At 48.4% G+C, this 20,164-nt stretch carries 19 protein-coding genes; 1 reads left to right on the forward strand and 18 read right to left on the reverse strand.

Annotated elements, in window-relative coordinates:
• Positions 1 to 74: 74 nt before the first annotated feature.
• The 7 genes from ACLTD4_RS01930 to ACLTD4_RS01960 all read right to left on the reverse strand — a co-directional run bounded on the left by ACLTD4_RS01930 (position 75) and on the right by ACLTD4_RS01960 (position 7,432).
• Positions 75 to 854 (reverse strand): hypothetical protein, encoded by a 780-nt coding sequence (locus ACLTD4_RS01930; protein WP_278836683.1) that lies wholly within the window; start codon positions 852 to 854, stop codon positions 75 to 77.
• Positions 855 to 869: 15 nt separating this feature from the next.
• Entirely contained in the window at positions 870 to 2,885 is a 2,016-nt protein-coding gene (locus ACLTD4_RS01935; RefSeq protein WP_278836685.1) for a transglycosylase SLT domain-containing protein, read from the reverse strand.
• The gene (locus ACLTD4_RS01940) at positions 2,882 to 5,356 is read right to left on the reverse strand and encodes a hypothetical protein (RefSeq protein ID WP_278836687.1); all 2,475 of its coding nucleotides are present in this window, start codon (positions 5,354 to 5,356) and stop codon (positions 2,882 to 2,884) included. Before ACLTD4_RS01940 ends, ACLTD4_RS01935 begins: the two co-directional genes overlap by 4 nt.
• 109 nt (positions 5,357 to 5,465) lie before the next feature.
• The gene (locus ACLTD4_RS01945) at positions 5,466 to 5,888 is read right to left on the reverse strand and encodes a hypothetical protein (RefSeq protein ID WP_278836689.1); all 423 of its coding nucleotides are present in this window, start codon (positions 5,886 to 5,888) and stop codon (positions 5,466 to 5,468) included.
• 308 nt (positions 5,889 to 6,196) lie between these two features.
• Positions 6,197 to 6,439 carry a hypothetical protein gene (locus tag ACLTD4_RS01950; RefSeq protein ID WP_278836691.1) on the reverse strand — a complete coding sequence of 81 codons (243 nt, stop codon included), beginning with the start codon at positions 6,437 to 6,439 and terminating at the stop codon, positions 6,197 to 6,199.
• Between the two features lie 377 nt (positions 6,440 to 6,816).
• On the reverse strand, positions 6,817 to 7,002 hold the full coding sequence (locus tag ACLTD4_RS01955; protein ID WP_278836692.1) for a helix-turn-helix domain-containing protein: 186 nt from the start codon (positions 7,000 to 7,002) through the stop codon (positions 6,817 to 6,819).
• Complete coding sequence (locus tag ACLTD4_RS01960) at positions 6,995 to 7,432, reverse strand: sigma-70 family RNA polymerase sigma factor (RefSeq protein WP_278836694.1); 438 nt, start codon at positions 7,430 to 7,432, stop codon at positions 6,995 to 6,997. Before ACLTD4_RS01960 ends, ACLTD4_RS01955 begins: the two co-directional genes overlap by 8 nt.
• A gap of 487 nt (positions 7,433 to 7,919) precedes the next feature.
• Between ACLTD4_RS01960 and ACLTD4_RS01965 the strand changes: the two genes are divergently transcribed.
• Positions 7,920 to 8,234 carry a helix-turn-helix domain-containing protein gene (locus tag ACLTD4_RS01965; RefSeq protein ID WP_278836696.1) on the forward strand — a complete coding sequence of 105 codons (315 nt, stop codon included), beginning with the start codon at positions 7,920 to 7,922 and terminating at the stop codon, positions 8,232 to 8,234.
• Positions 8,235 to 8,381: 147 nt separating this feature from the next.
• On the opposite strand, the gene ACLTD4_RS01970 is transcribed toward ACLTD4_RS01965, so the two are convergent.
• The 11 genes from ACLTD4_RS01970 to ACLTD4_RS02020 all read right to left on the reverse strand — a co-directional run bounded on the left by ACLTD4_RS01970 (position 8,382) and on the right by ACLTD4_RS02020 (position 20,153).
• On the reverse strand, positions 8,382 to 8,780 hold the full coding sequence (locus ACLTD4_RS01970) for a zinc ribbon domain-containing protein (protein WP_278836698.1): 399 nt from the start codon (positions 8,778 to 8,780) through the stop codon (positions 8,382 to 8,384).
• Positions 8,777 to 9,235 carry a signal peptidase I gene (gene lepB, locus ACLTD4_RS01975; protein ID WP_278836700.1) on the reverse strand — a complete coding sequence of 153 codons (459 nt, stop codon included), beginning with the start codon at positions 9,233 to 9,235 and terminating at the stop codon, positions 8,777 to 8,779. The genes ACLTD4_RS01970 and lepB overlap by 4 nt, the downstream gene beginning before the upstream one ends.
• 32 nt (positions 9,236 to 9,267) lie before the next feature.
• A complete protein-coding gene (locus ACLTD4_RS01980; RefSeq protein ID WP_278836701.1) occupies positions 9,268 to 9,597 on the reverse strand; it encodes a hypothetical protein in 330 nt (109 codons plus the stop codon).
• Positions 9,598 to 9,612: 15 nt separating this feature from the next.
• Entirely contained in the window at positions 9,613 to 10,560 is a 948-nt protein-coding gene (locus ACLTD4_RS01985) for a ParM/StbA family protein (RefSeq protein WP_278836703.1), read from the reverse strand.
• Between the two features lie 120 nt (positions 10,561 to 10,680).
• Positions 10,681 to 11,244 (reverse strand): hypothetical protein, encoded by a 564-nt coding sequence (locus tag ACLTD4_RS01990; RefSeq protein WP_278836705.1) that lies wholly within the window; start codon positions 11,242 to 11,244, stop codon positions 10,681 to 10,683.
• 275 nt (positions 11,245 to 11,519) lie between these two features.
• Positions 11,520 to 12,437: a homoserine O-acetyltransferase MetA gene (gene metA / locus ACLTD4_RS01995; protein WP_412331088.1), complete on the reverse strand. Its 918-nt coding sequence runs from the start codon at positions 12,435 to 12,437 to the stop codon at positions 11,520 to 11,522.
• A 3-nt stretch (positions 12,438 to 12,440) separates the two neighbouring features.
• Positions 12,441 to 14,378 carry an NAD-dependent DNA ligase LigA gene (gene ligA / locus ACLTD4_RS02000; RefSeq protein ID WP_333490863.1) on the reverse strand — a complete coding sequence of 646 codons (1,938 nt, stop codon included), beginning with the start codon at positions 14,376 to 14,378 and terminating at the stop codon, positions 12,441 to 12,443.
• A 152-nt stretch (positions 14,379 to 14,530) separates the two neighbouring features.
• Positions 14,531 to 15,394 carry a pseudouridine synthase gene (locus tag ACLTD4_RS02005; RefSeq protein WP_070102548.1) on the reverse strand — a complete coding sequence of 288 codons (864 nt, stop codon included), beginning with the start codon at positions 15,392 to 15,394 and terminating at the stop codon, positions 14,531 to 14,533.
• A gap of 206 nt (positions 15,395 to 15,600) precedes the next feature.
• Complete coding sequence (locus ACLTD4_RS02010; protein WP_055659489.1) at positions 15,601 to 16,764, reverse strand: glycoside hydrolase family 88 protein; 1,164 nt, start codon at positions 16,762 to 16,764, stop codon at positions 15,601 to 15,603.
• Between the two features lie 6 nt (positions 16,765 to 16,770).
• On the reverse strand, positions 16,771 to 18,585 hold the full coding sequence (locus ACLTD4_RS02015) for a hypothetical protein (protein ID WP_117634228.1): 1,815 nt from the start codon (positions 18,583 to 18,585) through the stop codon (positions 16,771 to 16,773).
• A complete protein-coding gene (locus ACLTD4_RS02020) occupies positions 18,558 to 20,153 on the reverse strand; it encodes a hypothetical protein (RefSeq protein ID WP_117634230.1) in 1,596 nt (531 codons plus the stop codon). The genes ACLTD4_RS02015 and ACLTD4_RS02020 overlap by 28 nt, the downstream gene beginning before the upstream one ends.
• Between the last annotated feature and the right edge of the window lie 11 nt (positions 20,154 to 20,164).

Here is a 20,164-nt window from a genome sequence, read left to right on the forward strand (position 1 = left end):
GGCGGTATAAAATATAAATCTATTCGCTCTTTTGGTTCTGACACTTTACCAAACCACCTCTTTCCTCTCCTTCATCATCTGCGCTTCGTCCAGTACCGGCAAAGGCCATATCCCGCAATAAAAATCACAACCATTAAGTAAATCTCCGGCCAGTGCATTGAGGTTATTTCACTCTGCTTATCATTGCTGCTTTCAGAAATAACACGGGAAAATTGTTCCGCTTTTTCAACTTCAGCGCCACTTTCATTTACCTGTTCCCATGCCTCTCTTTGATCCGCCCCATCACCTTCAGGCAAAACCTGTATCTCCATCAGACAGGTATGATTATCCTTTACCTCCAAAACATCCCCACCAGTGCTGACTGTATAGTATTTTTTGTTCCATACAGCTTCTGCCTCCTTGACCTGATAACGCCCCTCCGGCACCGGCAGATTATAGCGGTACTCATTTTCATAGGTCAGAAAGCATGTTTTTTCCAAATGCGTCTCCACGTTTTCCACCACTACCCGGATACTGCCGGAAAAATGTCTGATGACTTCTCCCCGAACCGCCAGGGTTCCTGCCGCTGCTTCTGTATCCGTAAAATATGCCTCATAATCATCCGTCTCCAGAATGTGGTCCGCTTTTACCATGACACTGCCCTCTTCAAATCTTACATAACTCCCGTTTTCCGGGTCAAATGCCCAGCCACCCTCCAGCATTCTTCCGTCCTCCCCAAAACCATGCCCTTCCCGCCATTTTACAATGACCGGAATATCCTGGTTTTCCGTCCGGTACTGACCTCCATAGGCAGGCACCTGAAGAAAAATCGCCGTCAAAAGTCCCAAAAACATTCGTATGCTCTCGTATTTCATATAAACAGACCTCCTCTATGTTCCAATAATCCAGAAAGCCCCGTCGTCCAGATCTCTGCCATATGACTGAATAGTATCAACGCTGTAAACCTTCCCGGTTCTGCTCCGGCTTCCCGGATCAGCAATTGTTATGTATCCCTGCGCGTCTACTCCCGTGAGTACGATGTAATGTCCGTTGCTTCCCGATATGGTATTGGGGGCGCAGATTACCACAACCAGCTTCCCCTGCTTTAACGATTGGACCACCTCTGACATCCGGTTCTTTCCCACACGATTTACCGTCAGTCCCCAATGGAGGGCCGCATTCGTGGGGAATGAATGGCTGGTTCCCAGTCCGGAAACGTATTCCCCATGTTCAATGGAATAATCCGCCGTCATTTTAGGCGTTACCGTTTCTCCGGTTAAGGTAGATATAACAATCGCCATTGCAGTAGGGCCGCAGCCAGCGCTTCCAATGGTACTGCTGCCGTACTTCATACTATTCCACGGCTCTTCTACCTGATTAAAATATACGACTTCCTTCACACAGCCGGAAACCGTATCATATGAAATGGTATCGCCCGCAGTATCAATATCCCCCATAATGCCATCTTCAGAAGCGCCCACACCCGTTATAAATTCCTTCCAGCTAAACATCTGAAATAAAATATCCTTCATGCTGCGCGTCCCATCCTGAATTGCCTGCAATAGTTTTACCACCAGATTAAAAAGGGAGCGGCTTGTCACATAGCGGTACTCATAGCCTGTGCTGGTTTCTGAAAGTTCACGGTTCAGCTTCAATAAAATAGAATACTGCGCAATTGATATTGTTGTCTCTGTTTTCTCCTCCCCCTCGCCTTCCGATATTGTCACTTCCCTGATTCTCGTTAAATTCCAGCCAAAAAACGTATCCAGTTCCGATGCAATGGTTGCTTTCATCATGTTGAGGGAAACACTGTCCGAAGGATTTGCCGCAATCCCTCCGTCCGGCATATCGTCTCCCCCGCCTAGCAGCGTCATCACCTTCGCTACATAGGCAGGTGTTTCCCCATTCTGGGGAATCCGGTATCCTGCGTCCCGCACCGCCTTTCCGCCTGCGTTATAGGCTGCTATGGCAAGCTCCAGACCGTTTGAATAGGCTGAAAATGCCTTAATTTGCGCAGCGATATACTTTGCACCTCCCATAATGTTCTGCTGGGGATCATAGGGGTCCGTAACGCCCAGTTCTCTTGCAGTAGCCGGCATCAACTGCATAATGCCAATGGCCCCTGCGTGTGACACTGCGTTGGGGTTAAAATCAGACTCCGTTTTTGCCATCGCCTTTAGAAGGGAAACTGAAACATCATAGGTAGCGGCCGCCAGTTCAAAATACGCATCGTATTCACTGGTCAAATCCGTGGAAAAAGAATCAGATCCGCCATATCCGCCAAAGCTCCTAATCTGGGAACCGGTCCATTTTTGCTCAAACATAACTGCCAGGTACCGGCTTAACTGGGGAACCAGAACCGCCTCATACTCGTCCCTGATAATCTCATATTCGTCACAGCCTGAGCCATCGAAGTCGGCTTCTATCTCCTCCAGGATTGTGTCCCGCTTTCCCTCAATCAATGACAGAACCTCATTTTTCGCCTCCGGCTGTGACAGTACCGTCTCTATACGTGTCTGCAAATTCAGCAATTCCGCCTGTCTTGCCTGGCTCACATAATCATCCGGGCTGCCAAAACCGATATAGGACAGCACCAGAGACAATAAATTCGCCACAATATACATGACAAGAAACATAATAACAAGCAGGGCACCTATAAATTTCCAGAATGTCTTACTGGTAACGACCGCTGCAATCACTGCGCCCAGCGGCCCCCCTGCGGCAGCTCCCACCGTTGCTCCGGCAGAAGCTCCGCCGCTCCCAGCCGCGCCAATCGCCGCCTGGGCTGCCTGGACGGAATGGGCCGTCTGGTACACCTGATTCGCAGCTTTTGCTGCCTGGGCGGCTTTTTCAGCCGCCTGGTCAGGGAAATCAGAATCCAGTCCGTCTCCTCCTATTCTTCTCACCTCCCCTTGTTTTGCTTAGAACCATTCTTCCCTTTTGCCTGCTTTCCTGAAGGATTCTCCTTTTTAGGAGCTGGCTTCTGTTTCCTCTTAGGAACTTCCGGCAGGACTTCCTTATAGGTCTTTTCATAATGAACCTTACCGTCCTTTTGCAAGGTCGCCTTGATACCGGACTGAACCGGTTCCAGTTTCACTTCATAGAACCGTTTTCCATCCGCCTCCACAACCTGGTGGGGCGTATTGGGTTTCTCATATTCATCTGCTGCAAATCTGGCATACTTCACGCCATCATGCTCAAGCTGCTGATACCCCCGATTGTCCGGTACAGACACGCCGGTGTTCTGATCCGGAACACCCTGTCCGCCTCCAGATACACCGCTGAACGTCTGGCTGCCTCCGGTATCGTTTCCTGTTCTTCCCGGTTCAGCGGAACCTGCCGCCCCTGTCTGGGCCATGATACTGCTTCCCGCTTCTGCACTCATGCTGTTCTGGCCTGCCACGGACTTATTACCAGACATGCCAGCATCCGAACCAAACTGATTACCTGATACGCCTTGCGCATCTGCCATCTGCAAATGACCGCTTTCCTGACTGCCTGACGCCACAGAACCACTTTGAACAGAGCCGTCTGTTCCCTCGCTTATATCAGCATTCTGATAACCGGAATCAAACGTAACACCGGAGCCTGCTGCACTGCTGTCATCAAACGATACACCGTCTGCGTTCATCGTGCCCAGACCGTCTGGTATTCCTGTGTCCAGACCGGCGCCTGTACCGCTACTCATGCCGTCTGTCATTCCTGTGTCCATATTGTCTCCTGCGCCGATACCCACGCTGTCTGTCATGCCCGTGTCCATATTGTCTCCCGCAACGATACCCACGCTGTCTGCCATGCCCGTGTCCATATTGTCTCCTGCGCCAATACCCACGCTGTCTGTCATGCCCGTGTCCACATTGTCTCCCGCAACGGTACCCACGCTTTCTGCCGCATTGGCGTCAATGCTGTCATAGTCTGAAAATGCTCCGCCCATATTGGCAGCTTCAAATGCATCATCAGAATTAAACGGACCCGGTTCCACTGAATTTCCGTCCGCTTCAACCGCTCCATCAAAGTTTTCAGCCGGAATTGCCGCGTTCCCGCCATAGTCCATATCAGAACTCACCATTCCAGAATCTATATCTCCTGAGAACGGACCTTCTGTATATTCGTCAGAAAGTGGTGTTTCAAATCCCATGCCATCGGCAGGCTTACCTTCTTCAGCAAAATCATTGCTCTTTGAAGACGGATTATCCTGATAAGAAGGTACGCTCATATCCCCATCAAATGTTTGATTATCCGGCACAGCGGAATCCTTTGGCATACCGTGAGGTTTCTCCTGGGGATCTCCATTCTTCTGCCCTGACATCGGCACGCCCTTATCGGGACCATTACCTGTCATGGCCGCTGAATCTGCACCATTTGATGGCTTTCCTCCCATGCCGCTTGCACCTGGGCCGCCCATCGGAATTGGGCTTCCCACACCGGAAGCCATACTACCCGCACCCGTTGCCGGACCTTTCCTGCCGCCGGACGGTGAGCCATGCCCTCCTGCAGAACCTCCAAACTGAGAAAAGACACGTCCCAGCATCATCATAAGACCAAGTCCGCCCATGCCAGGGCTTGTCCGGCCCAGATTGACGCCCAGTGACGCCATATATGAATCGAGCTTAAACACAATTTTTCCAAATCCAACCAGACACAGAGTCGCTGCAAAAAATTTCGTAAATCCGTATCCGCTTGCCATCATATTTCCATATCCGCTTAAATAGACTTTCAGGCACCACGCATCTAATATAATAAGTACCACCTGCCCGCCAAACATCTTCGACCAGGAGGCCAGAATATTGTTTGTCGCTTTTGAGCCGCCGGTTGCAAAGGCAAGAGGAGCCGTATACGAAAACACCCCAAGAAGGACATAGCGCTCCGCCATAATAAACAATAGCTTTAAATAATTCCAGGCAACCATAAACTGAATAATTACCAGCAATAACTGTATATTCAATGAGTCAATTCCCAGTCCTGATGTAACAGCTTCAGCCACGGAAGTAAAATCAGCAAAAGAAACAACCGTAATTTGAGTTCCCGTCACCCAGTCATACGGAGTTCCCGCCACATCAAGAACATAATTTACAATGCTTTTTGCCCCGGTCACCATGAAAAGACAGATACAGCTCCGTATTACAAGTTCCATCGGATCTTCCGAATTTAAGTATTTTCCAAACATGCCCTTTAAAAGCTGCCAAATAAAAATGAGCAGTAAAATAGCAATCGCCAAAGGAACGATTGCCTCCCTGTATAAATCCTTTACCACGCTGAACAATTCCTCAAATAAATCCAGATTGCAGGACAGCAGTTCGGTAAAGACCTGATTGACAATCTCCATCATGTCAATGATAAACTGCGAACACTGCTCCCTGACCGCTTCAAGAAGCATTTGTATCAGCCAGCCCATGCTTTATGGTATGTTCTTAGCCCTATAGATTTTCCAGTCAAATACCCCTCCTTTCCGCCGGGGAAGCACCGGCAATTTTTTTTAGACTTTGTTAACCGCTAAACTCACTCTTTGGTATGATTTTTTCCATGTAGGTTACGATAGCCCCAAGCGTCATTAATACAGCCCAGCAGACCACAATCCGTTTCAGCCACGCCCGCGACTCGTCTACCGTCTTTCCTGATTTTGAGAAGTTCATTAAAAACAGGCACACAGCCGAACACACCACCGCTGCCACCGTAGCAATCCCGGCAACGTCCTTGTAAACGTTCTGCATGGCACTTTTGGCAATATCAAAAATATCGTCTGCCGATACCGGCATAATCAGGCAGGCCGTACAGGTCACGACCATAAATGCAAAAAACGCAATCTGCGGGATAAAGATTAACATACGGCTGCGCTGAATCCGCTGCAGCTCTGCCATCATGCCCGCTGCTTCCACCTCAGCCATTTCCTTCATATTCTTCCACTGCATTTGTACTTTTCCAGAATGCAACTTTCTTTCACCTCCAATTCCAATATTCGGACAATAAAAAAGCAACCATTCCGAAAAAATGATTGCCTGTCCCCACCGATTCAGTTGTTTCAGATCTTATGGCCTCCCATCATGTCCTCATGCACAAAATCTGACCTTATCATTATAATTCTTTTAAAATTGTGTGTCAATAATGTTCCTGGTGCAATAGTGTCTCATAATAGTCTCAATGTTATTGCACAGAGAAAAAGAGGGCCGAAACACTTTAAGGCCCTCTCATCTTCTACTTTATTTTGCTTTCCACCTTATCAGCTTGCCTTTTTCGCCATCGTCATTGCAACAGGAAAATAATCAATTCTATAACACAGATTTGCCGTCTCAAAACAGGCATGATCCAATGCGATTTCCACAATCCGCTTCACTCTCGCCGTTTTTACTCGTCTGCCATTATAGAAATAGAAGGCGGGTTTCCCTACCTGGAGCGGAAATTCCAACATCCCGGAAATCAGTATGCTGCGTTTCTCACAGAGATTTGATACCATTTGACTCATACGATACCTCCTTGCCTTTGACTGTACCTCTCGTTGCTCAACTTGTCTTTCCTGGAACATTTTTGATATTGATATCATTCTTCTGGTGATTTGCTTCTCTTCCGACTGCTTTTTCCTTCCAACTGATTCTCTCTATCTATTATCATGATCCTCCTTTCCCAAAACAAAAAAAGACACCTAAACGTCATGAAACATTTAAGTGTCTTTCATATAGTCCCTGCACAGGACCTCTTATTAAGGCAATCGCCAATTCTTTATCTTCCGGCTCAGGCCGGAACAAACCATCAGACATTCTTCAAAAGAACGTTAAATCAATATCACCTCCAGATTATCACAATATATAGTGCATGTCAACTCCGTCAAATAACTATATATGGTCATTTTGTATACTTATGTACGCAACGGATCATAGTATGTACCTGCTCATAATAGAGATCTTCATCAAATCTGCCGCAAATCATAGAATAATTAATCAGCAGCGGACGATACATTTCTATCAGTTTCATTAATGCTTCTTTGTCGCCCATCTTAGCAAGCTCCAGTAAGCCTTCAAATTCAACCATGCTGCATCTCCTTTCTCAGCTTTTTCAACGTATTGTAATATGTATCAACCACCTTTTTTACCGGAATATGGAGCCGCCCTGCAATCTCCTCAAAACTCATTCCGTTAATAATACGCCAGAAAATCAGCCGCTTCCTTTCATCACCCAGTTTCATCAGCGCAGCCAGTAACCGTTCATTCTCAATCAAATTGAGAAGCTGCTCCACATCCCCCAAGTCTTCGCATAGTCTGCCAACCTGTTCCTCTAAATACTGATAATAGTCTCCCATTCGGAACTCTGCTTCCATATAGGCGGAATCCTCAATCGGGATTTCCCGTTCCTGGATTCTGACATGCTTTTTAATATATTTAATTTTCGTATTCCTCACTGCTGTTTTGAGATATGCCCCAAACGAATCCTGCGTAGAAAACTCTTTATTTTTGCCTTCCATTTAATTTCCTCCATTTTGATTTTTTATCTGAAAATGGAGGTTTCTGGCGGCGACCGGCAATGCGGTAATGGACCATTCGCCGCATAATATGACAAAATTCGCCAAAAAAATACCGCTGGATATATAATCCAACGGCTATCTGAATAATTATGAACAAATATTTCATATACTAATACGGTTAATAGTTCATATGGCACCGTATAGATATTGTATGATTTTTTACTCCTTTTTTTAGCGTTGCTACACTTTTTTGACTATTTTTTGATATTCCTTTTTCATTCCCCATGCTGCCCCAATTTCTGCAGCCACAAAAACACGCCAAAGCATCAGAATAGGCTGCTTTTTTTTATTAGCACTATTCCTGGTTTTGGCGTGTTTAGTGAACTATTATTTCACCTTTAATTGAGGGTTATGGCTCGTTTTCATTTTCCCCCAATAAATATAGTATTAATCAAAGTGAACTATTACACGTTACTGGAGGTGAACTATGGAGAGTTTTCTTTTACAACTTGGTTCCATTATTAAACAGGCAAGAATTGAAGAAGGGTTGACACAGGCACAACTGGCAGAAAGGGCCGATATAAGCACCCGTTATTTAATGGATATCGAAAATAAAAACGATATTCCCAGCCTAAAAGTTTTTATTGCTCTGATTCAGGCCTTACGGCTTCCTTTAGACCCGCTTCTGTATCCTGGCACGGAAGGCACTGAAAAACTGCACCGGCTTTTGTCACAGTGCAATAATAAGCAAATTACTGTCATTACCGCCATGACCCAGACTATGCTGGATGTGGATTTCTAACACTTTTATTATATCAAAAGCCGGATTACAAATTCTGACTTTTCTCATGCGTTTTTCATGTTTTTTTGTCAAAAATCCGGACAAATGATTCTGAAATCAAATGCCCGGATTTATCTCACCAATAAAGTTTCTTTCGCTCAATCTCTTTCAGGCAATACCATCTATGACTTCCTCCTCAATCCGCCTGAACACCGCATCAATTTCATGGTCCTTCACGTCCCATTTCTCCGCTTCATTAAATTCAACCATATCCTCTGCTCCCCATAAATCCTTGTGAACAATATAACCGCAAGACGGGCAAAAATTACTGTCTTCCGGTATGATCGCCTCACAAAGGGGGCACCTCCTATCTGGCCGGTAATTTACAAATATCTTCGAGATTGTTTTAAGCTGTAGCGCCGTCTGAATCATAAGCAGGATAACCACAGGACACTTCTTTTTCTGCCAAAACCATAATCCAGCCATTACCGGCAGACAAATCAAATTCAATATTCCACAGTGCATTGCTTCATCATAAATAACATCTATATTTCTCTTATTCATCATTTACCTCCGAATTTGTTTTCCGGGTACATTACGGTTCCTGTCACTTCCTGCATTGGAATAAAACCAAGCACTCTTGAATCTCTTGAATGATTCCGGTTATCCCCCAAAACATATACGCTCTCAGGCGGCACAACCCAGTCCCCTTTCTCATGCTCATACGGTTCTTTTATATATTCCTCCACTAAAACTTCTCCATTTACCCATATCTCCCCATCAGATACGAAAACTGTATCCCCCTCCACCGCGATAACCCTCTTAATGATCCGCTTATGAAGCACTTTGGAATCAATAACCACAACATCACCGCGCTGTGGTAAGATTCCCATTCTCACAACTACAATATCCCCCTGGGACAGTGCCGGTTCCATGGAACTTCCACTCACTGCCGCCAGCCGGTAATAATTGCTGACCCACAGGGCTGCCAATACGGCCAGCCCTATATTCATAACTACCATACATCTCCGCTTCGTTCTGATAACCAACCACCCTACTTTCTGCGGAACATATGATTGGTATTTTTCAGAAGTGCAATCTCTTCCTCATCCATCTCATATTCCTTTTCTAATTCATTATCTGTTTTAGAACCGTTTTCCTTCTTTATATCCCTTTTTACCATTTCCTCTTTTGTGATACCTCCTGGCCGTTCCTCATGATCTGAATCCGAAGCTGGAATTTCCTCACTATACGCCAGCACCGCCCTCGCAACATACCTGGCAATCTTCCTCCCCTGGGAGTTCAGTATTTGGGCAGCCAGCCGGTGCCGGTCATCGTCCGGATCAAACCGGATTGTAAATCTGTACTCATCTTTTTTTCCCATTTCTGTCCTCCCAGACTAACACGCATGGTCTGCCAGATACAGTTTCTTATAGCCCTTTGCATTCGCCAGCGGATCATCAATGATATGATACTCACCACGATACCGAATCCACACTTCTTTTATTACATCAGCTAAAAGCATGGAACCGCCGCCCACAAAAATGGTTGTGATGGAATTAAAATCAATTCCGATTTCCCGGAAAATCCCCAGGGTATTGACCACATATTCGTAAACCACGCTTCTAATTAAATCTTTTATCTCCGCTGACAGCGGGGAGTTTTTTTCCCGGATTACCAGGTCTATATCTGAGTCCTCCAAAAGAATATCAAGCTGTTTTCTCACCCGGTTCCGTATTTCATTGTACAGCGGTATAACTCCTTTTTCTAAAGAGTCAAATATCTCTGTATCCGGCTCCCCATAACGGAGCAGCAAATAATCCAGTGTAAATCCGCCAATGTCAACAATCAGTACCTTTGCCATCTGCCGCAGCTTCATATCCTTAGAATACATGACGGCCGCCGCATATGCCTGAATATAAGAAACAACATCACGGTAACAGATCAGATACTCTCTGCCACCATACCGGAAAGAGACCGGCTCTTCGTCTCTCCTGAAATAGTTTTCAAATTTCTCATATAACCCCGAAAAATCAGCCGGCGGAAGCCCCACAAGAAGCTCCACGCCAACCGGCCGGTTCGGCACCGGGCGGTAAATTCCCCTGTTCAGACGGTCCTCCAGTTCCCTTGCCACCCCCATGAGTGTCAGAATATAATACCGCTCGTCAAACGTCTTATCCTTCATATACGCAATCCGCCTGTTGGACGGAGTATAAAATTTCCCCTTATACTCCAGGACTTTCGTATCTATTTTGGGAGGCATAACCTCCATTACATTTAACCCGGACTGAAATACAAAATGCTCCGTCTTGATTTGCTTATTGCCTGTATCCACAGATATAACCATATAAGTTCTCCTCTCTGCTATTCCTATTGTTTTTCTTAAACGTATACAATACGTCCGGTTACAACTCTACTTTAATAAATTCGCCGGCTCTGTGTGAACCGTATTTTAAAAATAAATAAATTATTTTTCATCTTCTGTCCAGGCCTCCTGAAAATGCTGAAGAAGCTCCCTGCTCTCATCCTCGTAACCCCATAAAATGCCGCGTAAGGCCTTCAGCGCCTCGTTACGCCATCTAAAATAGGTCGCCCGGTTAATTCTCGGTATCTTAGGGAAATGCGGCTCTAAGTTGTCTAAAATCTCTGAAACATTCTCCGGCTTATAGGCCGATAAATACGTATAGTAAATAACCCAGTAGAATTTCTCCCCCTGGGGATGATAGCGCCTCATCAGTTCCACCGACTCGTCAATCAGACGCAGGAACTTATTAGAGCTGCTGATTACTTCCACCCGCCCCCGGATATTAGCCGCGTCTTCGTTCAGATCCATACCGGCTTCATATATCTGGTTTAGAAATTCGTCCACGTCGGAACCGTATTCAGCCTGGAATCTTCTCTTTACCTGCCCGATTTTGACCTGCATACGCCAGTTGACAGAGCGGTAGATTTTCAGCAGTGTAATAATGTCGTGATAGGCCTCGTTGTCCTTACCTGTATCTTTCTTTGTAATAATTCCTGATTTTCCCATGACTGCCTCCATTCATATATTGAATTGAAAATCCCCTCGTTCATGAGAATGAAATTAAAAAAGGCATTATAAGCCGGGTTTGACTTATAACACCTTTCGTACGCATTTTTCTTTATTAATAGTAACAAATTTCCTATTTTTATTTACGCCATTTTGCCTCTTGATTTACGCCATTTTTACGCCATTTTTTTAATAAATTACGGTATTTTATGATGATTTATGATACCTTCATGATTTTTCCTAAAACGCTGGAATCCCTGTAAAATCAAGCATTTTCAGGCTTCTTCGTCCCACTCGTAAGGCGTTGTCTGGTAAACGTAGAAATTCAGCCAGTTACCATACAGCGTATTCGCCGCATTCCTCCAGGAGAGCACCGGTACTGCGAAGGGATCGTTGTCCTCATAGTAATTGCATGGGAGCTCCGGATTGATTCCCTTTGTCAAATCCCTGTGATACTCATTGTTCAAAGTCATGCGGTCGTACTCCGGATGGCCCTGGACAAACACCTGGCTTCCGTCGCGCTTCATCACCAGATAGACGCCCGCCTCCTCCGACACTGCAAGAATCACCAGATCAGACACCTTCTCAATGTCCTTTCTGCGCACCTCTGTATAGCGGGAATGCGGGGCCATGATAAAGTCGTCCATGCTGCGCACCAGCGGCACCTTGCGGTCCAGAACCTTATGGCGGTAAATGCCGGAAAGCTTCTTTTCCCGTTTGTATTTCGGTATCCCATAATGGTAGTAGAGTCCGGCCTGGGCTCCCCAGCAGATATGTAAGGTGCTTGTCACGTGACTCTTGCCCCATTCCATAATCGCCTGAAGCTCTTCCCAGTAATTGACCTCCTCATACTCCAGGTTCTCCACAGGCGCGCCGGTGATAATCATACCGTCATACTTCTTATTCTTAATCTCGTCAAAGTAAACATAAAACTTGTTCAAATGGCTGGCCGACGTATTCTTCGACGTATGGGTGGCCAGCATCAGAAACGTGCAGTCCACCTGAAGAGGCGTATTAGAGAGCGCCCGCAGAAGCTGCGTCTCCGTGTCCTCCTTTACCGGCATCAGATTTAAAATAAGAATCTCCAGAGGGCGGATGTCCTGGCTCATCGCCCGGTCCTCCGCCATGATGAAGATATTCTCTTTTTCCAGTATCGCCTTCGCAGGCAGATCTTTTTGTACTTTAATCGGCATATTTTACTCCCCCAGCATCTTGATAAACTCTTCCTCGGATATGATCGGCACGCCTAAATCCTTGGCCTTCTTATTCTTGGAAGAATTGGACGCCACGTCATTGTTAATCAGATACGTTGTCTTCGAAGTTACAGAGCCTGTGGCCTTACCTCCCCGCACTTCGATGGCCTCCTGCAGTTCCTTTCGGTTGGCGAAATGTTCCACGCTTCCGGTGATCACGAAGGTCATGCCCTCAAAGATGGCCTCCTCCGTGGATTCCTCCTCCTGCTCAAATGTGAGTTCTGAGAGCAGATGGTCCACAATCTCCTGATTCTTCTCATCGTCAAAGTAGCGGATCCATGCATCGGCTAAGACTCCCCCGATTCCATCGACCTCGATCAGTTCTTCCGCTGTGGCATGACGCATGCGGTCAAAATCGAACTTAAACTTCCGGCACAGCATCTTCGCATTGGCCAGACCAATCCCGGAGATTCCAAGGCCGTAAACCATCCGTGCAAGCGTCGTGTGGGACGCGGTCTCTGTCGCCCGGATTAAATTATCATAGGACTTCCGGCCGAAGCCTTCCATCTGCGTAATCGTCTCCTCATGCCGGTCAAGATGGAAAATATCTGCAAACTCCTTAATAAATCCGGCGCCGATAAATTTCTCCAGAGTCGCCTCCGAAAGGCCGTCGATGTTCAGCGCGTCACGGCTGACAAAGAGGGCGAAGCTCTTGATGCGCTTGGCCTGGCAGTCTGGATTCGTGCAGTAAAGGCTGCGGACATCGCCTACCTGGCGCACCTCCGTCTTACCGCCGCAGACCGGACATTTCTCCGGAATCCGGATCTTCCCGCTTCTGGTCAGGTTATCGGCAATCTGCGGGATAATCATGTTGGCCTTATAAACCGTGATGGTGTCGCCCTCGCCCAGAGCCAGGGACTCCATAATGCTTAAATTGTGTACGCTGGCGCGGCTCACCGTGGTTCCCTCCAGCTCGACCGGTTCGAACACGGCGACCGGATTGATTAAACCGGTCCGTGACGGGCTCCACTCGATATATTCCAGCTTCGTCTCCTTAATCTCGTCCGCCCATTTGAATGCAATCGCATTTCTCGGGAATTTGGCAGTCCGTCCCAGAGATTCTCCGTAAGCGATATCGTCCAGAAGAAGCACCAGGCCATCGGAAGGGATATCGTAGCCGGAAACGGCTTCGGCAAACTCTTCCACCGCCTCCGGCAGCGTCTCCGCCGTAACGGTCTTGTACTCTACCACATCGAATCCCTGTCTCTTCAGCCACTCAAACTGTTCCTTCCGGGAGTTCTTAAAATCCACGCCCTCGGCCGTAACCAGGGCAAATGCCTCGAAATTCACGTTCCGCTCCGCCGTGATCTGGCTGTTCAGCTGACGGACCGAGCCGCTGCATAAGTTTCTGGGATTCTTATATTTGGCATCCACATCGTCGATGGCCTCATTAATCCGGTTAAATTCCGAATAACGGATGACGGCCTCGCCGCGCAGCACCAGTTCTCCCTGAAAGGAGATGGTGACCGGCACATTCGCAAACACTCTGGCGTTGCTGGTAATGACCTCGCCAATCTCACCGTTGCCGCGGGTAACGGCCTTCTTCAGCGTTCCGCCGCTGTAAGTGAGGACGACGGTCAGTCCGTCTAGCTTCCAGGAGAGAATTCCCGTCTGATCGCCCAGCCATTCCTGTAAATCGGCCGTACTCTTCGTCTTGTCCAGCGACAGCATGGGACTCTCGTGGCGCTCCTTCGGAAGTTCGGAGAGCACCTCATATCCTACGTTCTGTGTCGGGCTCTTGGACAGCACAACTCCTGTCTCCTTCTCCAGTTCCACCAGCTCGTCGTACAATTTATCGTATTCGTAGTTGCTCATGATCTCACGGCTTTCCTGGTAATACGTCTTCGCCGCGGCCGTGAGAGTGGCAGCCAGTTCTTTCATTCTGCTGATTTTCTCGTCCACTTACAATCTCCTTTTCACTGCGTTCTTTCCTTATTAATGCATGATTGCTGTATTGCTGTTTATGATCGATAGTTGGGTTCTGGTCCCACCTACTCTTCCTTATCATACCGGAAAAAGTGCCTCTCCATGCATCACTTCCGCTTTCCAGGGGCTTTTTTTCGTTTATCCGTCCGAACTTCCGGATTATCATTCCGGCTTTTTTCTTTTTTTGTCCGACCCTTTTCATTCACCGTCCGGTCTTTTAAGGAGAGGCCGGATGTATTTTCCAGCCGGCGCATCAGCTCCGCATATTCCTTCTTTGACACTGGCCGGGATTCGCCTGCCTTTAGATCACCCAGCTCTATATTCATGATTCTGACACGCTTCAGTTTCCGCACCTTGCAGCCCAGCTGCTCGCACATCCTGCGGATCTGGCGGTTCAGTCCCTGGGTCAGTATAATACGGAACGATTTTTCTCCCGTCATCTCTGCGAAACACGGCTTTGTCGTCACATCCAGCTCCGGAAGAAAGACTCCCTTTTTCATCTTCTGAATAAATTCCGGTTTCACCGGCCGGTCTATCCACACAAGATACTCTTTCTCATGGCCGCTGCTGCCGCGCATCATACGGTTTACCAAATCGCCCTGGTTGGTCATCAGAATCAGCCCTTCCGAATCCTTATCGAGCCGGCCCACCGGATAAATCCGCACAGGGCAGTCCACCATGTCCACAATGTTGGGAGCACGGTCCTTGTCCGAGGTGGTGCAGACGATTCCGCACGGCTTATGCACCGCTAAGAGCACCCGGTCCGGTTTCTCCTCGGCGCCCTTTGTTCCTGCCGCAATTGTCCGTCCATTACAGACAACTGTTTCTCCATTTTTTATCTTCTGTCCCGGAACGGCGGTTCTTCCGCCGACCGTTACCTTACCTTCTTCTATCAGCCGGTCTGCTTCCCTTCTGGAGCAGATTCCAGCACCGCTTAAGAATTTATTCAGGCGAATTCCGTCATCTCCCATGTCCTGTCTCCTTTTGCTCATTAAGTAAAAATTATATCATTGTTCCATGGCAGAAGTCAATTTATTCTGGGAAACGATTTGCGGAATTTTCCAATTTATCCGCGTGTCACGTACGTCTTAACGGAATACGGCAGAAGCCCCCATGCCGCTTCTTCGCGGCACGGGGGCTTCTGCCCGTTTATCCTCGGTTATCACACCACACGGAATCACCATATTGAAACGCTCGGTCCGCACAGGCGGAACACTGCCTCCATGAAGAAATAATCTCCATAGATCATATGGATGTGGTGCTCACTCCCATGGTAGGCGGCCGTACAGTTTTCTAGTATACATTCCTCTTCCCTGCTCCAGCTGCATCGTTGCTCATACAAAGTTTTCAACAGCCTGAGTGCCTGCTGCAAATACGGTTCACCATCTTTTTCCTCCAGCTGTTCCGCGATCTCGATCATCCCACTGGCTGCGATAACTGCCGCTGCGCAATCCTCCCAAGCCGGAACCTCCGGTTGTTCAAAATCCACAGGGATCAGACCGCTTTCTGGTATCCTGCGGATAAAGTAATCCGCCGTTTTTCTGGCCGCCTGCAAATACCGTGCTTCCCCGGTATGGCGCGCACTGATGGCAAATCCGTAGATCGCCCAGCCCTGACCTCTCGTCCAGGAAGAGTCTTCCCGAAGGCCCTGGCCCCCATGTGCCCTCACCTTTCGCCCCGTCACCGGATCAAATTCCACGATATGGCTGCAGGAGCCATCCGGTCTGAAAAAGGTCCGCAGTACTGTGTCCGCGTGAAGCATGGCCACACTGCGGTATCTGGGATCTTCAAGCTCCTCTGAAGCCCAGTAAAGAAGCGGAATATTCATCATACAGTCAATGATAGCGAGTCCTGCCGCATTCCCGCCAAAGGAGCTCTCATTCCATGCCCGGATATACCCTCCATTTAAGTTAATCCTTCCGGCCAGCAGATTAGCGGCATGCAGCCCACGCCTTCGAGATAGCGGATCTCCGGTCAGGCGGTAATCCGCCACCGCGGTGGGCAGCCACATAAAGCCTGTATCATGGTGAAGCCCTTCGTACAGTTCAAAACACCGGTCCAGCTTCGCCTCCGTTTTACGTGCAATGGCGGCATAATGATCATCCCCTGTCGCCTGAAACATCAGCCACTGAATACCGCCCCAAAAGCCATTAGTCCACCAGTTTATTCCATTTCCCATATCCCAATCGACAGAATTGTCCGAACGGTCGTCGTGTCGTCCATTTATCGTAGTATATGGAATTTTATCGGCGGAAACATCGCTGACCCACGCCATCTTTTCTATAAGCTTTTGCCTGGCTTCCTCCAGCCAGGCACGGTTCTGTTTCAGTCCTGCCAGCATCTCCACTCACCCCTTTTTTTCATTATCCCGGCTCTCCAGGCTCAGTTCTTCCATCAGTGCCAATCCCAGAAATCCAGCGGTATACTGGCACGCCATCCGGAAAAACGGCCGGTATGATACTCCTGACATGGGACCCGACACCGGCACTCCGCCGCGTCCATCCCGGTCTGCTCCTTTATACTGGCTGTTAATCAGCCAGCTGAGGCCCTTTCTGGCCGTCTCCAGATATTGGGTATCCCCCATCATTTTATAGAGCCGGTAGAACATCACGGTCCACACCGCAGTCCCTTTCTCCGCGATTCCGTTTACCGGATCTGCCTCGCTGAAACGATACCACCAGCTGCCGTCTTCATTCTGATACTTCATTAGAACAGAAGCCATACGGCGGCATTTTTCCAAGTATTCCTCTCCCAGTCCCATACGAGCCGCGGATGAGATTCCCATCATGGCCCAGCCGGCGCCCCTCGTTAAGTCAAACGGCGGTTCCACCAGCCGGCTGTGCCGAAAATAATTGCGGGCCCATGTGCCATCTGGCATCTCAAAATACCGGATCAGCTGGTCTATGTATTTGCGGCCGATCTCTGCAATTCGGGGATCTCCGGTGCCCAGATACAGCTCTGCGATTCCCTCCATGCCAAACCCCGCCTCATCCATGGTGTTTGTCTTCCAGCTCTCCGTCACGGCAAAGTAGTCCTGCTGGATGATCACATCCTGTTCCAGCAGACGCCCCGTGGCTTCTGCCATGATCCTGCAGAATTCCAGATAGCGCTTATCACCCGTGGCACGGTACAAAGGCATCATTCCCCAGCCGGCCTGGAACAATCCGTCCGGCGGGGAGTATTTCAGTTCATAGCCATGCCTGTTGTTGACCGTATCGTGATCCATCCGGCACAGGAGCAGCCCATAATTGGGCTTTTGGGGATTCAGTTCCTGGTTATTTACGCACAAATCCCCCATTGAAACGGCTGTTTCCAAAAGCCTGTCTGAGCCGTACTTTTCGGACATCTCCGGTATATCCCTGGCCCTCAGCAGCGTCTGCATCGTGGGGCCGAAGGTCCAGAGCCAGTTTCTCTGGCGGAACGTCCTGGCATCGTAATCGTAAAAGAGAAAGGTTCCTCCCGGTACCGCACTATACGGGTTTCGGTTCCGGGATTTCATTATGAAATCCAGATCAGCATCCAGGGCAGTTAAAAGAATTTCTCTGGACAGGTGGACCGGGACTTCGCTTTCCGAATCTCTCCCGACGCGGTTCCCTGGTTCTGCCTGATAGACGGAATCGAAGTCAAAATCCGTCTCCCACAGAAGCCTCTCAGAGCCGTCCACGACCTTCCATACAGCCATGCGTCCCTTCCACTGATCGCTCAGAAGCCTGATCTCCTCTTTTATCATCTCTGTTCCGGTTGGATATCTTTTTCTCATGTAGAATTCTGTTACCCTGGCCTGCGGATTATCGTAATGGAACATGTTTTCCCACCATTCCAGATAACAGCCCGGCACTACGACCTTAGATGACAGGGGAAAACGCTGCTCTCTGTGATACATGGGGTTCATCGCCCAGGTCCCATAAAAAACATCTTCAAACAGGAGAACTCCCTCCATCGTCTCATCATATTCAAAATCCACAACCGGAAATAAATAGTTAAAATTATACATGCCCTCGTACTTAGTCCCATACAGCCGGCTCTTTCTCCCCGGATCACGGGGGGACGTGTCACTCTCCTTCACTACCGGCTCATTGCGGCCGCTGTAAATCCGCAGCTCATACCAATCAGCATTCTGCTCTGTCGGAACTTCTATTTGTATAACTCTGTTTTCAGCCATGGCGCCTCCGTTCTTTTTAGCTTTGCAAGGATATAAAATGCGTTGGCATACTGTGTTGCAATCGTCAGATAGGACATACAGGTGATTCCGGATTTGATTCCTGCCGCCTTTATTCCACCGTAGCCCATTCCCGGTCCTCTGTGGATATTAGCTTCACACCAGACCATCGCCCTGTCCGCGGATTCCAGAAGCTCCTTCTGTGATTGATCCAGCATGCAGATATCATAGAACAGATAGGCCAGAATAGCCGTCGCTTTCTCGCAGATCCCCGTTCCCTCCCTGTCCTTCTGTTCAGGAACTCCATGATAGCCCAGAATATAACTGAACGATCCATCCTCATTCTGTTCTTTTGCGGTCAGGAGCGCCAGTTCGACAGCTTCTTTTAAATACCGTTTTTCCTCCGTCCCTCTGTATGCTGCCAGCAGCCCCTCAATCGTCCAGCCCAGCCCTCTTGTAAAAATGACCTCGTCTACCCCGGCGGCCGGATCATAATTCTGACCGTAAAAGCCATTGTCCAGACGGTATTGGCGGATAAAACGATCCATGAAAAAGCGGCTGTCCTCCGTAAACTCATTGGTACAGTTCAAGCGGTCATACTCCGTAAATCCTTCCGGAATAAACGCCGTGTCAATAATGGAGTAATTTCCCCAGGTACCATCTGTGAGATCGTAATCCAACGGCAGATAATCCCGGTCCGGCAGATAGATGGAATTCTTTACCCAATCCAGTGCCAGTCTGGACGCTTCCAGATACCGCTGCTCACCGGTCAGTTCATAAAGCGGAATCAATGCCCATTTAACAGCAAAAGAAGCATCATTCGGTCCTAAGTAGCAGTCATAGGAATGTGCCGGATGCCCCGGATACTCCCATCTGGCAGTCAAAGCCCCATAGACCTCGCTGCCCTCATCAAGGATCTGAGTGCGCAGAAATTCTTCTCCGACCTCTCTGGCAAACTGTAAAAACTGCGCTTCTTTTTCCGGGTAGAGGCCGCTTTTGATCAGCTCTGCCATGCACGCCACCACCACGGCATTGTCCCACAGCCAGTTGACCAGCCGTGGACACTCGTCATCGTAATCGTAAAGCGTCCAGCAGGCCCCTTTAAAGGGCGACTGTCCCGGCCCCTTAATCTGTATATTAAAAAGAAACTGAGCGGCATCCAGCAGAGGATCCGTCTTGTCCGCAATCCAGGCAGTTTCCTGCAGCTTATAGTCAGCAGCTATAGTTTCGGCCTCCTCTTCATACAGCAATTCGATCTCTTTTATCCGCACCTGTCCCTTATACGCGAAGGCATTTTCCCCTGCCTCACACGCGCCGGCCGGATACGTTACCGCAGCGTTCAGTCCTTCTACTTCCTCCGGCTCTGTCCCCAGATACTGGTTCAGCACCACCACGCTCCGGCCGCTGACCACCTCCATGGTCAGACGGACCGCAGACAGTCTGTGGTATTCCTCCGGCGAAATTTTAAATCTTATGTAACGAAAACGCTCTCTGGAAAGCGCATATGCATCAGGAAGAATCGTCTCCTTCAGTTCTGCGGACTCAAATGCCCTCTTTATGTTCTTCATCATCCCATTCCTCT

This window comes from Hungatella sp. (genome assembly GCF_046966825.1).